15 protein-coding genes are annotated in these 15,044 nt (G+C 45.6%); 11 read left to right on the top strand and 4 right to left on the bottom strand.

Annotated elements, in window-relative coordinates:
• Positions 1–21: 21 nt before the first annotated feature.
• The 6 genes from B9T34_RS19145 (at position 22) to B9T34_RS10440 (ending at position 3,521) form a co-directional block, all read left to right on the top strand.
• The gene (locus B9T34_RS19145; protein ID WP_265733482.1) at positions 22–144 is read left to right on the top strand and encodes a hypothetical protein; all 123 of its coding nucleotides are present in this window, start codon (positions 22–24) and stop codon (positions 142–144) included.
• 145 nt (positions 145–289) lie between these two features.
• Positions 290–1,108: an ABC transporter ATP-binding protein gene (locus tag B9T34_RS10460; protein ID WP_086213078.1), complete on the top strand. Its 819-nt coding sequence runs from the start codon at positions 290–292 to the stop codon at positions 1,106–1,108.
• Positions 1,105–1,884, top strand: a complete 780-nt coding sequence (gene mlaE / locus B9T34_RS10455) for a lipid asymmetry maintenance ABC transporter permease subunit MlaE (protein WP_086213077.1) — start codon at positions 1,105–1,107, stop codon at positions 1,882–1,884. Before B9T34_RS10460 ends, mlaE begins: the two co-directional genes overlap by 4 nt.
• A complete protein-coding gene (locus tag B9T34_RS10450; RefSeq protein WP_086213076.1) occupies positions 1,884–2,567 on the top strand; it encodes an outer membrane lipid asymmetry maintenance protein MlaD in 684 nt (227 codons plus the stop codon). The genes mlaE and B9T34_RS10450 overlap by 1 nt, the downstream gene beginning before the upstream one ends.
• 18 nt (positions 2,568–2,585) lie before the next feature.
• Positions 2,586–3,221 (top strand): MlaC/ttg2D family ABC transporter substrate-binding protein, encoded by a 636-nt coding sequence (locus B9T34_RS10445; RefSeq protein ID WP_086213075.1) that lies wholly within the window; start codon positions 2,586–2,588, stop codon positions 3,219–3,221.
• A 12-nt stretch (positions 3,222–3,233) separates the two neighbouring features.
• Positions 3,234–3,521 (top strand): STAS domain-containing protein, encoded by a 288-nt coding sequence (locus B9T34_RS10440; protein WP_086213074.1) that lies wholly within the window; start codon positions 3,234–3,236, stop codon positions 3,519–3,521.
• Between the two features lie 228 nt (positions 3,522–3,749).
• Here the strand turns inward: B9T34_RS10440 and B9T34_RS10435 are convergent, their stop codons facing one another.
• Positions 3,750–4,763 carry a CorA family divalent cation transporter gene (locus B9T34_RS10435; RefSeq protein ID WP_086213073.1) on the bottom strand — a complete coding sequence of 338 codons (1,014 nt, stop codon included), beginning with the start codon at positions 4,761–4,763 and terminating at the stop codon, positions 3,750–3,752.
• A 154-nt stretch (positions 4,764–4,917) separates the two neighbouring features.
• On the opposite strand from B9T34_RS10435, the gene B9T34_RS10430 reads away from it, so the two are divergent.
• Entirely contained in the window at positions 4,918–5,517 is a 600-nt protein-coding gene (locus tag B9T34_RS10430; protein ID WP_086213072.1) for a TIGR00730 family Rossman fold protein, read from the top strand.
• Positions 5,514–5,909: an NUDIX hydrolase gene (locus tag B9T34_RS10425; RefSeq protein ID WP_086213071.1), complete on the top strand. Its 396-nt coding sequence runs from the start codon at positions 5,514–5,516 to the stop codon at positions 5,907–5,909. Before B9T34_RS10430 ends, B9T34_RS10425 begins: the two co-directional genes overlap by 4 nt.
• 25 nt (positions 5,910–5,934) lie before the next feature.
• Here the strand turns inward: B9T34_RS10425 and B9T34_RS10420 are convergent, their stop codons facing one another.
• Positions 5,935–6,567 (bottom strand): ComF family protein, encoded by a 633-nt coding sequence (locus B9T34_RS10420; RefSeq protein WP_086213070.1) that lies wholly within the window; start codon positions 6,565–6,567, stop codon positions 5,935–5,937.
• A 104-nt stretch (positions 6,568–6,671) separates the two neighbouring features.
• Between B9T34_RS10420 and B9T34_RS10415 the strand changes: the two genes are divergently transcribed.
• Positions 6,672–7,436 (top strand): DUF4184 family protein, encoded by a 765-nt coding sequence (locus tag B9T34_RS10415; RefSeq protein WP_086213069.1) that lies wholly within the window; start codon positions 6,672–6,674, stop codon positions 7,434–7,436.
• A gap of 21 nt (positions 7,437–7,457) precedes the next feature.
• Here the strand turns inward: B9T34_RS10415 and recG are convergent, their stop codons facing one another.
• Positions 7,458–9,503, bottom strand: coding sequence for an ATP-dependent DNA helicase RecG (gene recG / locus B9T34_RS10410; RefSeq protein WP_086213068.1), 2,046 nt, complete (start codon positions 9,501–9,503; stop codon positions 7,458–7,460).
• Between the two features lie 50 nt (positions 9,504–9,553).
• On the opposite strand from recG, the gene B9T34_RS10405 reads away from it, so the two are divergent.
• Entirely contained in the window at positions 9,554–10,327 is a 774-nt protein-coding gene (locus tag B9T34_RS10405; RefSeq protein ID WP_086213067.1) for an NAD(P)H-binding protein, read from the top strand.
• A 601-nt stretch (positions 10,328–10,928) separates the two neighbouring features.
• Here B9T34_RS10405 and plsB read toward each other — a convergent pair.
• Entirely contained in the window at positions 10,929–13,502 is a 2,574-nt protein-coding gene (plsB, locus tag B9T34_RS10400; RefSeq protein WP_086213066.1) for a glycerol-3-phosphate 1-O-acyltransferase PlsB, read from the bottom strand.
• A gap of 303 nt (positions 13,503–13,805) precedes the next feature.
• Between plsB and B9T34_RS10395 the strand changes: the two genes are divergently transcribed.
• The gene (locus B9T34_RS10395) at positions 13,806–14,678 is read left to right on the top strand and encodes an acyl-CoA thioesterase (protein WP_086213065.1); all 873 of its coding nucleotides are present in this window, start codon (positions 13,806–13,808) and stop codon (positions 14,676–14,678) included.
• The last annotated feature ends 366 nt before the right edge of the window (positions 14,679–15,044 follow it).

Raw genomic sequence — 15,044 nt, 5'->3', positions numbered from 1 at the left:
TCATATTTTTTGAGTTTTTTGATGATTATGGATACTGAATCTATTGAATTAAAAAAAACAGGTATTTCGCTGGCGCTGCGCTGTATTGGTTTGGCGCTGCTGATTTGCAATATTATTTATTACCTGTATAACAACTTTAACTGAACTTCATATAAAGTATTAAATTCTGCGGAAAAAATAAACAAAATACAGCCGCATTCCAGCGCAACTTATCGTTTGCGGTGGTAACATTTTATACGCTAATCCTTTATAGTATGCATGCTGAAAAAATGCAGGAAAACGCTCAGCTATGAATAACCAAATACCCCAGCAGGCTCAATCACTGATTGAAGTGAAAAATTTGAGCTTTAAGCGGGGCGAGCGCGTCATTTACGACAATGTCAGTTTAACAATCCGCCGCGGACAGATTACGGCCATAATGGGACCTTCCGGTACAGGTAAAACGACTTTATTGCGTTTGATTGGCGGTCAACTGACCCCTGATCAGGGTGAAATACTGCTGGATGGAAAAAACATTGCATTGATGTCGCGTGCAGAACTTTTTGCCGCGCGCGCGCGAATGGGCATGCTGTTTCAAAGCGGCGCTTTGTTTACCGATATGTCTGTTTATGAAAATGTCGCTTTTCCAATACGCGCGCACACTAAACTCCCAGAGCATTTAATTGCCGAGATGGTGGCGCTGAAACTGGAATCAGTCGGATTGCGCGGTTCAGAGCAAATGATGCCTTCTGAGCTGTCAGGCGGGATGAACCGCCGGGTCGCTTTGGCGCGTGCAATTGCATTGGATCCAGAACTGATTATGTATGATGAGCCCTTTGCCGGACAAGACCCGATCGTGATGGGGGTATTAACCCGCCTGATCCGTTCGTTGCGTGAAGCTTTGGACTTAACCACCATTATTGTTTCGCATGATGTGGCGGAAACATTGTCAATTGCAGACTATATCTATGTGGTTGCCGAAGGCAAAGTGCAGGGTGAAGGTACGCCTGAACAGCTGAAAACACATGCTTCGCCATTTGTCCGCCAATTCCTGACGGGTTCAGTTGAAGGCCCTGTCGATTATCAATTCAGTCATCAGCCGTATTTAAGTCATGAGGTGAATCAATGAATGCGATTGCTTCATTAGGCCGCCGCGTGATAGAGCGCGTGCGCGGTATAGGCACAGCAGCGCTGATGCTGCTGCAGGTGCTGTTTTCTTTGCCAACTTGGCTGGGTGTTCAGCTGTTCATTTACCAGATGTATCGTGTCGGTGTGATGTCACTGCTGATTATTGTGGTGTCAGGCTTATTTATTGGCGCGGTGCTGGGCCTGCAGATGTACAGCATTTTGGTGACCTTTGGCAGTGAAGCGATGCTGGGCGCTGCGGTGTCATTAACCTTGCTGCGTGAGTTGGCGCCTGTTGTTGCGGCTTTGCTTTTCGCTGGCCGTGCCGGTTCCGCTTTGACTGCTGAAATTGGCTTAATGAAAGCAACTGAGCAGCTGTCCAGTATGGAGATGATTGGTGTCGATCCATTAAAACGGGTGATTTCACCGCGTTTATGGGCAGGTATTTTCAGCTTGCCGATGCTGTCAGTGATTTTTGCTGCGGTAGGCATTATGGGCGGCAAAATGGTCGGGGTGGATTTCCTTGGCGCAGATGAAGGCTCTTACTGGAGCGGCATGGAAAATGCCGTACAGTTTTATAAAGATGTGTTTAACGGCACCATTATTAAAAGTTTTGTGTTTGCATTTATTTGCACGGGGATCGCGGTCTATCAAGGCTATGCCTGTGAGCCGACCTCTGAAGGAATTGCGACATCAACCACTCGGACTGTGGTGTATTCGTCGCTGTGTGTATTAGGTTTTGATTTTGTGTTGACTGCGGTCATGTTTGGAGGTGTTTAATGAAATCACGTGCAAGTGAACTGGCCGTCGGTATATTCGTAATCTTATTCGGTATTGCATTGTTTTTCTTAGCAATGCGCGTCAGCGGCTTAGTGGGCAACACCATGAAAGACCCGTATGAAATGACAGCCGTATTTGAAAATGTCAACGGCATTAAGCCGCGTGCGAAAGTGGCGATGAGCGGTGTGAAAATCGGGCAGGTCGATGCGATTACTTTAGATCCAGTGACCCGTTTAGCAACGGTGCATATTTCATTAGATGGCGGGCTGACCACATTTAATCCCGAACAATTGAAGCAAGTTCAGAAAGATGCATTAGAAGAACTGCGCTACAGCAGTGACTATACTGCAGCAGATCCAGCGCAACAAAAAGCAATGGAAAAGCAGCTATTAGATAACATGAAATCCATCACTAACATTGATGAAGATGCTTACATTATGGTTGCGACCAATGGCTTATTGGGCGAGAAATATTTAAAAATCATACCGGGCGGCGGCTTGAATTATCTAAAACGCGGTGACCGCATAGCCAATACCCAAGGTACGATGGAAATTGAAGATTTAGTGACGAAATTTGTAACGGGTGGTGCCGGCAAATCGTCAGAAAATAACAGCAGTGCATCAGAGCAATCTGACGAAGCATCTGCAGCGCCAGCAGATGCAGAACCTGCATTTACTGAATAATTTTTGAGGAGATTTTGCGTGAATACTTTATTTAAACAGACGCTTACAGCAAGCATCCTTTCAACAATGATTGCAGGTACTGCATTCGCTGCACCGTCTGAAGCACCTCCGGCTTTTGTTAAAAAAGTGGCGGATGGCTTAATTTCACGCCTGAAAGCAGACCATAATAAACTGCAGAATAACCCTGCTGCGGTAAAAGCGATTATTCGTCAAAACCTTGATCCGTATATTGATTCGCAAGCATTTACCCGCATTGTGATGGGCACTTATGCGACGAACCAATACAGCTCAGCGGCGCAGCGCGCTCAGTTTGAAAAGAACTTCCGTGAAACTTTAATTGAAAATTACGGCAGCGCATTTGCGAAGTTCAGCAATCAAACTTACAGCATGCGTCCTTATAAAGACACGGGCAGCAAAAACCCTGTTGTGACCATTGATTTCAACAACAATGGCGAAAAAATTCCAGTATCTTTCCAGTTGGCAGATAAAGGTTCACAGTGGAAAATCCGCAACATTAACGTGTCTGGGATTGATCTTGGCTTGCAGTTCCGCAACCAGTTCGCCGCGACAGTTAAACGCAACGGCGGCAACTTAGACAAAGCGATTGCAAACTTCAAACCGGATGCTGAAGCAGCGGTTGATAAGAAAAAATAAGACAGGCCTTATATGATTAAATTTGATCAGCAGGAATTGCAGCTTTCTGGAAAAATTGATTACAGCAATGCTGAGCAGTACTACCAGAGCGGTTTGAAGGCCATTCAGGCTCAGCAGCAATTTCCAATTGTGGTGAATTTAGCGCAATTGGAGCAAGGCAGTACGCTGGCACTGGCGGTACTGGTGCGCTGGCTGCGCCAGACGCCAAATGCACAAGGGCTGCAGTTTAAGGCGGTGCCTGAAAAAATGATGAAGATCATTCAAGCTTGCCACTTAGAACATGACCTGCAGCTGATTTAATATAATTGTTGTCTGTAAAAGAAAGCGCCTTCGGGCGCTTTTTTATTACTCCAAAATTTCCCTCTCCTTTTAGGAGAGGGTTAGGGAGAGGTTGTGTATAGCAAAGTTTTTACTGGTATTTCGGTTTCAGCGTATTGGGATAGAATTTATTACCCTAGTAAAGCTGATCTACTACCATAGAATCAACACGGTTCTGGAATTGGGTAGAAGGTGGTGTTCAAACCCAATTCAAATCCATTTTTTCCAGCGGAAATAAACCATTGGCCCCACCAAGAATGCGATGAGAATCAAGCTGACAATAATAAAGCTGGTGGTGCCATGCGCAAAGGGGAGCACGTCCGTGTTCATGCCATAGATACTGGCAATCAGCATCGGCGGCGCAAGCATGCTGGGCAAAATAGAGAATCGGCGGATCGTATCGTTCTGTTCGGTATTAATGAAGCCTGAGGTTGTATCCAGCAGGAATCGCACTTTTTGGAACAAGAAGGCGTCATGTTCGACCAGTGAGCGCACATCTTCACTGAGCTCTCGAATATCTGCATCGAAAATATGGCTGCCTAAAGCGCGCGGACGCGACAGGAAGGTCAGCACGCGGCGCAAGTCAATCAGACACAGCTGCGCTTTACCGAGCATATCTTCCAATTGCGCAAGGCGCGTGATCATGTCATCCAAATCTAAAATCATTTCACGGTGGCGGTTGTTCAGCACTTCTGTAGAGTATTTTTCTAAGTCCTTGTGGACATCTTCTAAGATATCCGCAAGCTCATCCAGTTTAGCTTCCAGCAGGCCAAGCAAAATCCAGGTTGGATCTTTATAGTCAATTTCATAGTCATTGCGGCGCGCGCGCGCGCGAAAGGCGCGGAAAGCCACCAGCTTTTCACCGCGCAGGGTAAATAAGCGCTCTTTATGCAGAATGAATGCAACTGTTTGCACCGTGGCAAGAATGCTGGAATTTTCTTCTGTTTCGCCATCGACCTGAAAGTTTTTATTTTTCGTTAAAAAATACGTACTGATATGCAAAATGCCGTCATCATCACGGTAGAATCGTGCTGAAGACGAAATGTCTTCCAGTGATTTTAATGTTGGCAGATTTTGATCATAGGCGTCCAGAATCCATTGCTGTTCTTCTTGAGAGGGCGCAATGAGATCGAGCCAGACCAATTCAGGATGTAAATCAAAATCACCATTAATGGTGGCATCTTCTAAGCTACCGCGCTCTGTGGCGTAAAAGGCTTCAAGCATGCCGTCTTTTCTCCTTTGCGCAGTATGTGTAAATGAATGCGTGTATTTTAGACAAGGATTTCAATAAATACACTGTTCGAATGGTTAATTTATTAAAAAAACTTGATGTAGTTTATTTTAGCGGCATGACAATTGAATAACAGGGTAATTGAACATGAAATCTATAGCTATTTTCTGCGGTTCTGCCTTAGGAACAGATCCCATTTTTTTAAAAACAGCTGAATTAGTAGGCCAGACACTGGCAAAACATCAAATCACATTGGTCTATGGCGGCGGCCGTTCAGGCTTGATGGGTATGGTCGCTGACAGCGCGCTGCAGGCGGGCGGCAAGGTGATTGGCGTAATTCCTAAGCAGCTGGTCGACCGTGAGCTGGCGCATCCGCATTTGACTGAATTGCATATTGTGGATGATATGCATGACCGTAAAACCAAAATGTCTGAGTTGTCCGATGGCTTTATTGCGATTCCAGGCGGCGCAGGCACACTGGAAGAAATTTTTGAGCAGTGGACATGGGCGCAGCTGGGCATCCATTTGAAGCCTTGCGCTTTTTTTAATGTCGCAGGTTTTTATGATGATTTGCTCAAGTTTATTCAGTTGACTGCAGACAAAGGTTTTACGCATCAGCGTTTCAGCAGCAGTCTCATTGCATCGAATGATTTGGACGATATTCTGTCGCAATTCGAAACCTATGTGCCGCCGCAGCCAAAATGGGGAATGGCGCAAGAAAAGCAGACTTTAGTGAAAAATATATGAAAGTGATTACCGTGGCTGCAGGCATTGTAGTGAATGAACAGCAGCAGATGCTTGTGGTGCGTAAGCGTAATACCGCATGTTTTATGCAAGTGGGCGGCAAGCTGGAACTCAATGAGCCGCCTGAACAGACTATTTTGCGGGAAATTGAGGAAGAGATTGGCTGTACCGCAACAATTCAGCATTACTTAGGCCGTTTTGAAACGCGGACTGCAAATGAGCCAGATCATCTGCTGGTGAGCTATGTCTACCATGTCACTTTGGATCGTGCGCCTGCTGTACAGGCGGAAATTGCGGAAATGAAATGGGTCGACTTGGATGATGCAGAAACCGCTTTGGCGCCGCTGACGACGGAAGTGGTTATTCCGTGGTGCAAGGCAAATCTGACCGCGTAGATAGCCGCCGTTTCGGTTTTCTGCTTTAGTTTTGGGCGGCAGCTAGGCAAACCGCATAGATCTGCCTGCAGCCCAGCTGCTCTAAGCATTGCTTTAAAGCATGAATAGAGCTGCCCGTGGTCACCACATCATCGACAATCAGCACTTTGCGGTAACGGATTTTAAGATCATCACGCGGCACAAACTGCTGATCGATATCCTGCAGGCGTTCTAAACGGCTGAGGCCTTTTTGTGAATACTGTTTCAGCCGCTGTACAGGCTGCCAAATAGGAAGCTGCAAATGCGCAGCTAAACCTTTGGCAATCTGCAATGATTGATTGTAGCCTCGTTCAGCCAGTTTTTCCAAAGAGATGGGCATGGGGACAATGGCTTGCACTTTTGGATATTTCAATCTACATAGCAGGCCTGTCAGCGCAGTTTGATACTGCAATTGCTGCTGATACTTAAACTGCTGGATGATGCGGTCTAGGGGATAGTCATAGCGGCAGGCGGATAAAATTTGCATCTCTTGCCTCAGCACAGGCTCTTTCATCCAAGGCAGGTTATTCCAGCAGTCTTTACATAAGCTGTAATTTCGCTGAGCATCGATGCCGCAGAGCACGCAGGGTGAAATGTACTGTAAGCCTTTTTGGGTGAGCTGATGGATCAATTGGCGCATATTTTATTCTTATTTTAATTTTGATATTAATGTTGCATAGTGTGATCGTGAGATCAATTAATTCCTTATAAAAAACAATTTAATTAAACGTGTAAAACCAGACCATGCCTTTTACTTTTTCTCATACCGCCGCGACATTGCTCTTTAAACCATGGTTAAAGGAACAAAAGTTATCTTATACAGGCTTAATTTTAGGATGTATGGCGCCTGATTTTGAATATTTTTTAAGAATGAATATGCAAGGCGATATGGGGCATCATTTTATTGGCATATTTTTGGTTGATGTTCCTTTGGGGCTTATTTTAGCCTTTTTGATCCATACAGTAATTCGTGATCCATTCATTGAATATCTGCCTCGCTTTCTCAAGCAGCGCTTCATCGTTTTTCAAAACCTCAATGGGTTGAAGTATCTGCTCAATAATTTTTGGAAGGTGGTCGTTTCTTTAATTTTGGGTATTTTGACGCATATTCTCTGGGATGCATTTACGCACAAGTCGGGATTTGTTGTGCAGCTTAGCCCTTTATTACAGCAAGTCATTCATTTCGGTCAATTCAATATTCCAGTATTCAAGATTTTGCAATATTTGAGTGGAGTGCTGGGTCTGCTGATTGTGATGATTTGCATTTATAAACTGCCTAAACATCCATCTCCAAATTGTCAAAATGAACAGCAGCATCAACTTCAGCGAATGATTCTATATTGGGGAATGACTTTATTGTGTTTTATAGGGTTATTTGGCTGGAAAGTGCAGTTTGATGCCATCTCAATTCAATCGCTCATCCATTATCTTGTTGTTGGGATTGCCTGTTTGTTCTGGAGTATATTGGCTGTATCTTTGGGCTTTAAAGTGATGAAATTAAAGCCCTAATATATTAAAGCTGATCTTCTTTTACACATACGCATATCTTGGCGCTTCCGGCAGCCAGCGTTTCAGCAGGGCATCAGCATTTTTCGGGTATTCCTTTAAAATTTGCTGCGCCACAAAATGCGCTTGATTCAGCAGATGATCATCACGTTCAAGCTTAGCCACTCGAAAGCCCATATCACCAGTTTGCTTGGTTCCAAGCAGCTCACCGGGGCCGCGGATTTCCAAATCTTTTTCAGCAATGATAAATCCGTCATTGGTTTCGCGCATGATGCGCAGGCGTTCCTGCCCATTTTGCGACAGCGGGCTTTTATACAGCAGGGCACAGAAGCTGGCTTTGGCGCCCCGTCCCACGCGACCCCGCAGCTGATGCAGCTGAGACAAGCCCAAACGTTCAGCGTTTTCAATCACCATAATGGATGCATTGGGCACATCTACTCCCACTTCAATCACGGTGGTCGCAATCAATAATTGCAGTTCATTATTTTTAAACTGCTGCATCACGGCCTGCTTTTCATCCGCCTTCATTTTGCCGTGCACCAGTCCAATATTCAGTTCTGGGAAGCGTTCTTTAATTTCGGCAAAAGTGGCTTCTGCTGCCTGAGCATCTAAGGTTTCTGATTGTTCGACCAAGGTACAGACCCAATAAGCCTGTTTGTCTTCGGCACAGTTGGTGGCAATGCGCTGTAGAACTTCTTCACGGCGGTCTAACGGAATAGTCACGGTTTGAATGGGGGTACGGCCCGGCGGCAGTTCATCAACCACCGAAGTATCAAGATCGCCATAAGCTGACATGGCCAGTGTGCGGGGAATTGGGGTTGCGGTCATGACCAGCTGATGCGGCGTCATGCCGTTGAGGCCTTTATTGCGCAGCGCCAAACGCTGATCGACACCAAAGCGGTGCTGTTCATCAATAATCACTAAGCCAAGTTTGGCAAAAGCGACATTCTCTTGAAACAGCGCGTGGGTTCCGACCACTAAATTCGCGCTGCCGTCTTGTATGCTCTGCTCAGCGGCGGTTCGGGCTTTGCCTTTTTGCTTTCCTGAAAGCCAAGACACCGTCAGGCCCAAAGGCTCAAACCATTTTTTAAAATTCAGATAATGCTGCTCCGCCAAAATTTCAGTGGGGGCCATCAGTGCGACTTGCCAGCCTTCCTCTAAGGCATGACAGGCAGCCACACCTGCAACCAGTGTTTTACCCGCGCCAACATCACCTTGAACTAAACGCAGCATAGGTTTGTTTTGTTTTAAATCTTTGGCGATTTCTTTTGAAACCCGCTTTTGCGCGCCGGTCATTTCAAAGGGCAGGCTGCCAAGCAGGGCTTTGGCGAAAGTTTTACTGGGGCTGAATGAAGGCGCTTCTATTTGCTGAATATAAGCGCGGCGGGTGAGTAAACTCACTTGATGCGCGACCAATTCTTCAAAAATTAAACGCTGCTGGGCAGGGTGTGAGCCTTGCGTCAGCTGCAGCATATTGGCATTTACAGGCGGATGGTGAATATAGTCCAGCGCTTGTTTCAGCGCATAGCCATTGGTAAATTTTTGCGGCAGCAGTTCAGGCAGGTCATCACTGTGATTTTCTAAAGCCTGCTTCACATATTCACGCAGTTTAGGCTGGGTGAGTCCGTCGGTTGCTGGGTAGATTGCAGTCAGCTGGGTTTGCGGCAGCGGCGTGTGTTCTGTAATCAGCTGCAGTTCAGGATGGTACATTTCCAGCCCGCGCGCACCGACACGGACTTCACCAAACACCCGCAGGCGGGCGCCCAGTTTGGCACGGTCGGTAATCCCTTTATAAATATGGTAAAAACGCAAGGTGACTTTGCCTGTGTCGTCATCCAGCAGCACGGCCATCGATTTGCGTTTACCCGGCGGAAAGTCGACACCTTTGACAATGCCTTCGAGCAAATAACTGCGACCAACGGTCAGCTGATTCATGGGTATAATGGTGCTGCGGTCTTCATAGTCACGCGGCAAATGAAACAGTAAGTCGTCGGTGGTGAAAACATTCAGTTTTTCAAGCAATGCGGCAGCAGCGTTTCCTACGCCTTGCAGTTGATGAACGGCAGCCATTTCCCCTCAGTCTGTTTTGGACAGATGTTAAGTCTGTGATTAGGTGCTAAATGCATATTTTATTTATAGGTTATGGTAAAACATCTCAGCGCGCGGCAAAACTGTTATTTGCAGCAGGGCACCAAATTACCACAATCAGTCAAAGCCCAAAAACCGATGCGTATGCCAATCATCTGATTCAGGACGTGCATCAGCTGGATTTAAGCGGCATAGCGCCTGTAGATGCAGTGTATGTATTGCTATCGCCCAATGAGTCCACTGTCGAGGCATATCAGCAGACCTATGTGGATAGCGTTCAGCCTATTGCTCAAGCTTTAAAAACGCATCCGATTCGAAGAATAATAGTGGTGTCGTCTACGCGGGTCTATGGTGAAAATGCCGGTGAGCGTGTGGATGATGACACGGTAGCTTTGCCAAGTGATGAGCAGGGCAGGCTGCTGTTGCAGATGGAGCAGCTATATCAAACCGCTTTTCCTGCACAGTGCGTGATTATCCGCCCGACTGGGATTTATAGCAGTGCATCAGCCCGAATGCAGAAGCTGGCAGAGATGACAAAAAGCTATCCGAATATTCAATGGTCAAACCGCATACATATAGACGATTTGGCGCGTTTCTTGGTATTTATGCTTCACGTGGAACATACAGAAAAATCATATATTTGTACCAATAATTATCCGCAGCCGCTTCATGAGCGGATTTTAGAGCTGCAACGTGAGTTAGGTTTGCCTGAGTTGGTGCTGCAAAGTAATAGCGAAACAGGGAAACGGATTTTTGCGGAGCGCATGCTGGAAACTGGCTTTCAGTTAGAGCATGATTGTTTTTGATATGTGCTGTAAAAATTAGGGGTACAGCAAAAAATTTATATATGCCTCGTTCCAGTGCGGCTAACGCTGAACTGGATTTATATAAATTATGGATTTGAAATGAACAAAATAGGTTGTTAGAACCGAATCAGTACGAAGACAAGAGAATGATTAACTGGATTGTATATTTCGAGGAAAAAGTTAAATTTCAATTACCTAAAAGCTCAAATATTACTACATCCTTTTTTTAAAATTCAGACTTTGGAAATTGAGTTCGATTTGCTATAGAAATTAATAATAAAGAAGGGATTGTGGATTATTATTCAACAAGAACTGTATCCATCAAAGCTTTTGATTCGGCTAAAGAAGATCGAATTTTTATTTGTCTTTCTTTTCCATTCGAAATAGAAAATATAGAACAAAGTTTTCATTCTTTGATAAAAGCTATGGCATAGGAAATGTTTAATTATTTAGCATAAAATCTTTATACGAAATCCCTATGTAAATCCAAAATAGAAATATCCATTTCCTTCCAAGTAAATAAAAAGGGGCAAGTTAAAAACTCGCCCCTCATTTTAACCTTCTTCCTGCATCAGATACGCAAGAAGGAAGGGTTTTACGATTACTTCTTCTTACGCTTTAAACGTTTCTTAGCTTGTTCCGCGGCCACTTTATCTAAAGTCTCTTTCAGCTCTTCATCACTGAAAGTGGTAATGTGCTGCAGCATTTGCAGCGTCACATCATCCAAGACCAAGTTGGCGTATTGCGCAACGTTTTTAAAGCTGTCATCAAAAACAATCGAGCCTTCTTCATTTTTGCTAATGTAGCCTTGCTCAGTCAGTACTTTAATAAAGCTTTGGAACAGTGCTTTATCAAAGAATTCTGGTGAGTTGAACTCATACAGCACAGAGAGGCGCTGACCGACTAAATGGCTGAGCTCTTCGACCTGACGGGTCGAGATATTGCCTGAACCGCGCTGGGTAATAAGCGCCAGTGTCATGTAGTAACGCTCTAGGCTTTGCATTACAGGTGCTGCCAGCACCACCAGCTGATTGTGATTTTCACTGTTCGGCAAAGGTGACAGCAGATTGCCTTCAGCATCTTCAGAAATCAGCTTGGCTTGAACCAAAGCATTGGCATAAGCGCAGATCTGATCTTTCAGCTCATCATCTTTCCATTTTAAGAACAGTTCTGCTTTTAAGAATGGATACAGTGTGCGGATCACATTGATCAAATCGCCGCGGCTGATCGTACCGTTATGTTCAACCAAAGCAGCAATTAATGATGGCAATACAAATGCATGCAGAATGTTGTTGCGGAAATAGGTCAGCAAAATGGCTTGATTATCAGCAATGGCAATAATATCGCCCAAGACATGCTTCACACGCTTAATCAGTTTCAGCTTCAAGCCATAGGCAATAATTTCTTTGCCCGATAACGGCGTTACTTGCATGCGTGCATCATACGGCAGGGCAGTCAATAGATTGCGGTAAGTGTCCAGCTGTTTCACACAGATTTCTTCATCCAGCGTATGCTTTGGTGTTGCCAATAATATGAGCGACAATAAAGAAACCGGATTGATTACAGCTGCGCGGTTAATGTTTTCTAAAATCGCATGCGCTGAGCTGTTGACTGCATCAGAAACTTCCTGCGGAATCGGCGCATCGTTGCTTTCTACCGTAATGTTTTCTGCACCATGCTGTTTCAGCATGTCATCTAAAAATACCGGTTCGCCAAAGTTCACATGCACTTTGCCAAAAATGCGCTCGATTTTACGCAAGGTTTTCAAAATGCCAAAAACTGATTCGCCTTCTTTAGGTTTGCCGTTCATTTCGCCGACATAGGTTGCGCCTTCCATCAAGCGTTCATAGCCCACATAGGTTGGCAGGAACACAATCGGTTTAGCGCGGCCGCGCAGGTGGCCGTGTACAGTCATGGCCAGCATGCCGGTTTTGGGCGGCAATAGACGGCCAGTACGCGAGCGTCCGCCCTCAATGAAGTATTCAATCGGCGTGTTGCGCGACAAAATGCTGTACAGATATTCTTTAAACACTGTGGTGTATAGGCCATTACCGCGGAACGTCCTGCGGATAAAGAACGCGCCGCCACCGCGAAGGATTTGCCCCACGAATGGCATATTCAGGTTATCGCCTGCCGCAATGTACGGCACCATGAGGCCGCGTTTATAAATCACATAAGACAGCAATAAATAGTCAATATGGCTGCGGTGGCATGGGGTATAGATAATCTCGTAATCTTTGGCCAGCTCACGCACGGTGCTGAAGTTATGCACTTCGACGCCGTCATACAGCTGCGTCCATAAGCGGGTCAGGGCCACATCGGCAAAGCGCACGGTAGAGTGCGAATAATCTGAAACAATTTCGTTCAAATAGCCAATCGCGCGACGCTCTGCTTCGACCATGCTGATTTTGCTGCGGATACTTTCACGGCGGATCGAATCCTGCACATCGGGCGCTTTGATCAGGCCATGCATGACATTGCGGCGGTCAGATAAATCCGGACCCAAGACCACTTCGCGTTGTGCATCTAAGTAGTCATTCAATGTGCTGGCAATATAGGTTGCAGGCGATGAATTTGGATGCGTATTTTTGGCAAATGCAATGAGGTCGCGTAAGGACTGGCCTTGGTGAAACTCAATATAAGTTTGGCGGCCATGCAGGCCAATATTCACCAGCTGTTTAATTTTGCTTGGTGTAGACCAGGTGTCGGTAAACAGCAGTTTGAGCCAAGAATCTTCTTTTTCAGGATCACGGCCCCACAGCAGGGTCACTGGAATCAGTTCAATATCTAATTCAGGCTGCTTTTCTAGGGCTTCAATCAGGCGCAATAAACGCGGCGGAAAGGCATGCGGCGGCGGATTCAGCAGATTGTTTTCATCACGGTGCTGTAAAAAAAGCACGGAAGCTTTTTCGCTATGCTGGCCTAAATTCAGCGCATTCAATGCCGGATGAAGTTTTAAGCGGCGGGTTTCGCCATCGACCACCAAAGCATTGCTGCGTGAATGGTTCAGCAGTACATAGCACACAATTTTATGAGGACAGCTTGTATGGTCATCGCTCTGAGTAATGACTGCCGGTTCAGCAGGAACTTCTCCCAGAACGTGCGGTGTTACGACAAGGTCAAGCAGCTTGCTGGAAAGCTTTCTATATATTTGACCAAAACCACTTTTGGACATACAAACTCCTAATGAAACGGCCTAAATGTATTTGCAAATCTGGCAGCCGGTTATTTTGTGTAATTGTACTGAAAAACAGCCAGTCATTTTCTGACAAATCACTGCTTAAGTGTAAGATTTTATCGTTAAAAAGCATTTTTTGAGCAATTTTTTCAAAAAATGCGCCGTGACAGGCCAGTCAGTAAAACTTTAGGGATTTAGTCAAGATTTATGCATTATAATTGCATTTAGAAATTCTGATCCTGCATTTCTGCACTTTCTGCCTGCTTCGGGCTATCCCACATTCATTGAAATAGGTTGCTTATGAACGCCTTAACACAGGAACTGGTCGAGTTACTCAGCTTAGAGAAGCTGGAGGAAAATATTTTCCGCGGGCAAAGCCGCAATTTAGTCGGCAAGCGTGTTTTTGGCGGTCAGGTGCTCGGGCAGGCCTTAAGAGCTGCATCTTATACCACGGACCGTCCAGCACATTCACTGCATGCCTATTTCTTGTTTGGTGGCGATATTAATGCACCGATTATCTATGAAGTAGAGCGCCTGCGCGATGGCAAAAGCTTCGCCAGCCGTCAGGTTCGCGCTATTCAGCATGGCCGCACGATTTTTACCGCAATGATTTCCTTTGCGGGGCCGGAAGAGGGGCTGAATTATCAAATTTCAGAACCTGAATTGCCTGCACCGGAAACATTGAAAAATGAGGCGGAATTAAAGCAGCAGATCATGTCTTTTGTGCCGGAAAATGTCCGCGCCAGTTTCATGCGTGACCGTCATATTGAAATCCGTCCGATTGATCCAAGCAACCCGTATCAGCCGCAGCCGGAAGCGCCCAACTATGCGCACTACCTGCGTACGCATGATGCGATTGCGCCAGAAGTGGATGACGTTTCCCTGCATCAGGCGATCGCTGCATTTTATTCAGACTTTACCCTCATGACCACAGCATTGCGTCCGCATGGCCTAAGCTATTTATCGCCAAGCCTGCAATGCGCCAGTATTGACCATGCCATGTATTTTCATAAGCCATTCCGTGTAGATGAGTGGATGCTGTATGACATGGATGCTACAGTGAGTGTAAATTCACGCGGCCTGAATTTTGGCAGGATGTGGCAAAATGGCGAATTGGTCTGCAGCACCACACAGGAAGGCTTAATCCGTCTGCGTGAGATTGAAACCCAATAAAGCCAAATCCTTCATTTGTAAATGAAAAGCCGGAAAAGATTTCGGCTTTTTTATGGCTTGAATCTATATCAGTATTTGGAACAAAGCGATTTGGACTGAAGCGTTATGACAGCCAGCCGGTATATTTAATGATTGCGCCTATATTGAGCAATGCCAGCGCGAGTGCGATTTTTGCCATGAAAAGCCTTTTCTATTGAACATGGATGGTATTTTAAAAGCAGGTTTTATGCCATTTAGAATTCGAATTGGCTAAATTAAATCCATTGCGGTGATTTGCTTTGCGTGATTAATGCAGAGCATGTGACAAAAAAATCTCGATTCTGCAGGTTTGGCATGGCATAGTGCCTGCAGGAAGACATAAAAAGC

The organism is Acinetobacter sp. ANC 3813 (genome assembly GCF_002135435.1).
Classification (GTDB): domain Bacteria; phylum Pseudomonadota; class Gammaproteobacteria; order Pseudomonadales; family Moraxellaceae; genus Acinetobacter.
The sequence above is the reverse complement of the archived record's forward strand: the minus strand, read 5'-3'. Positions and strand labels throughout refer to the sequence as shown.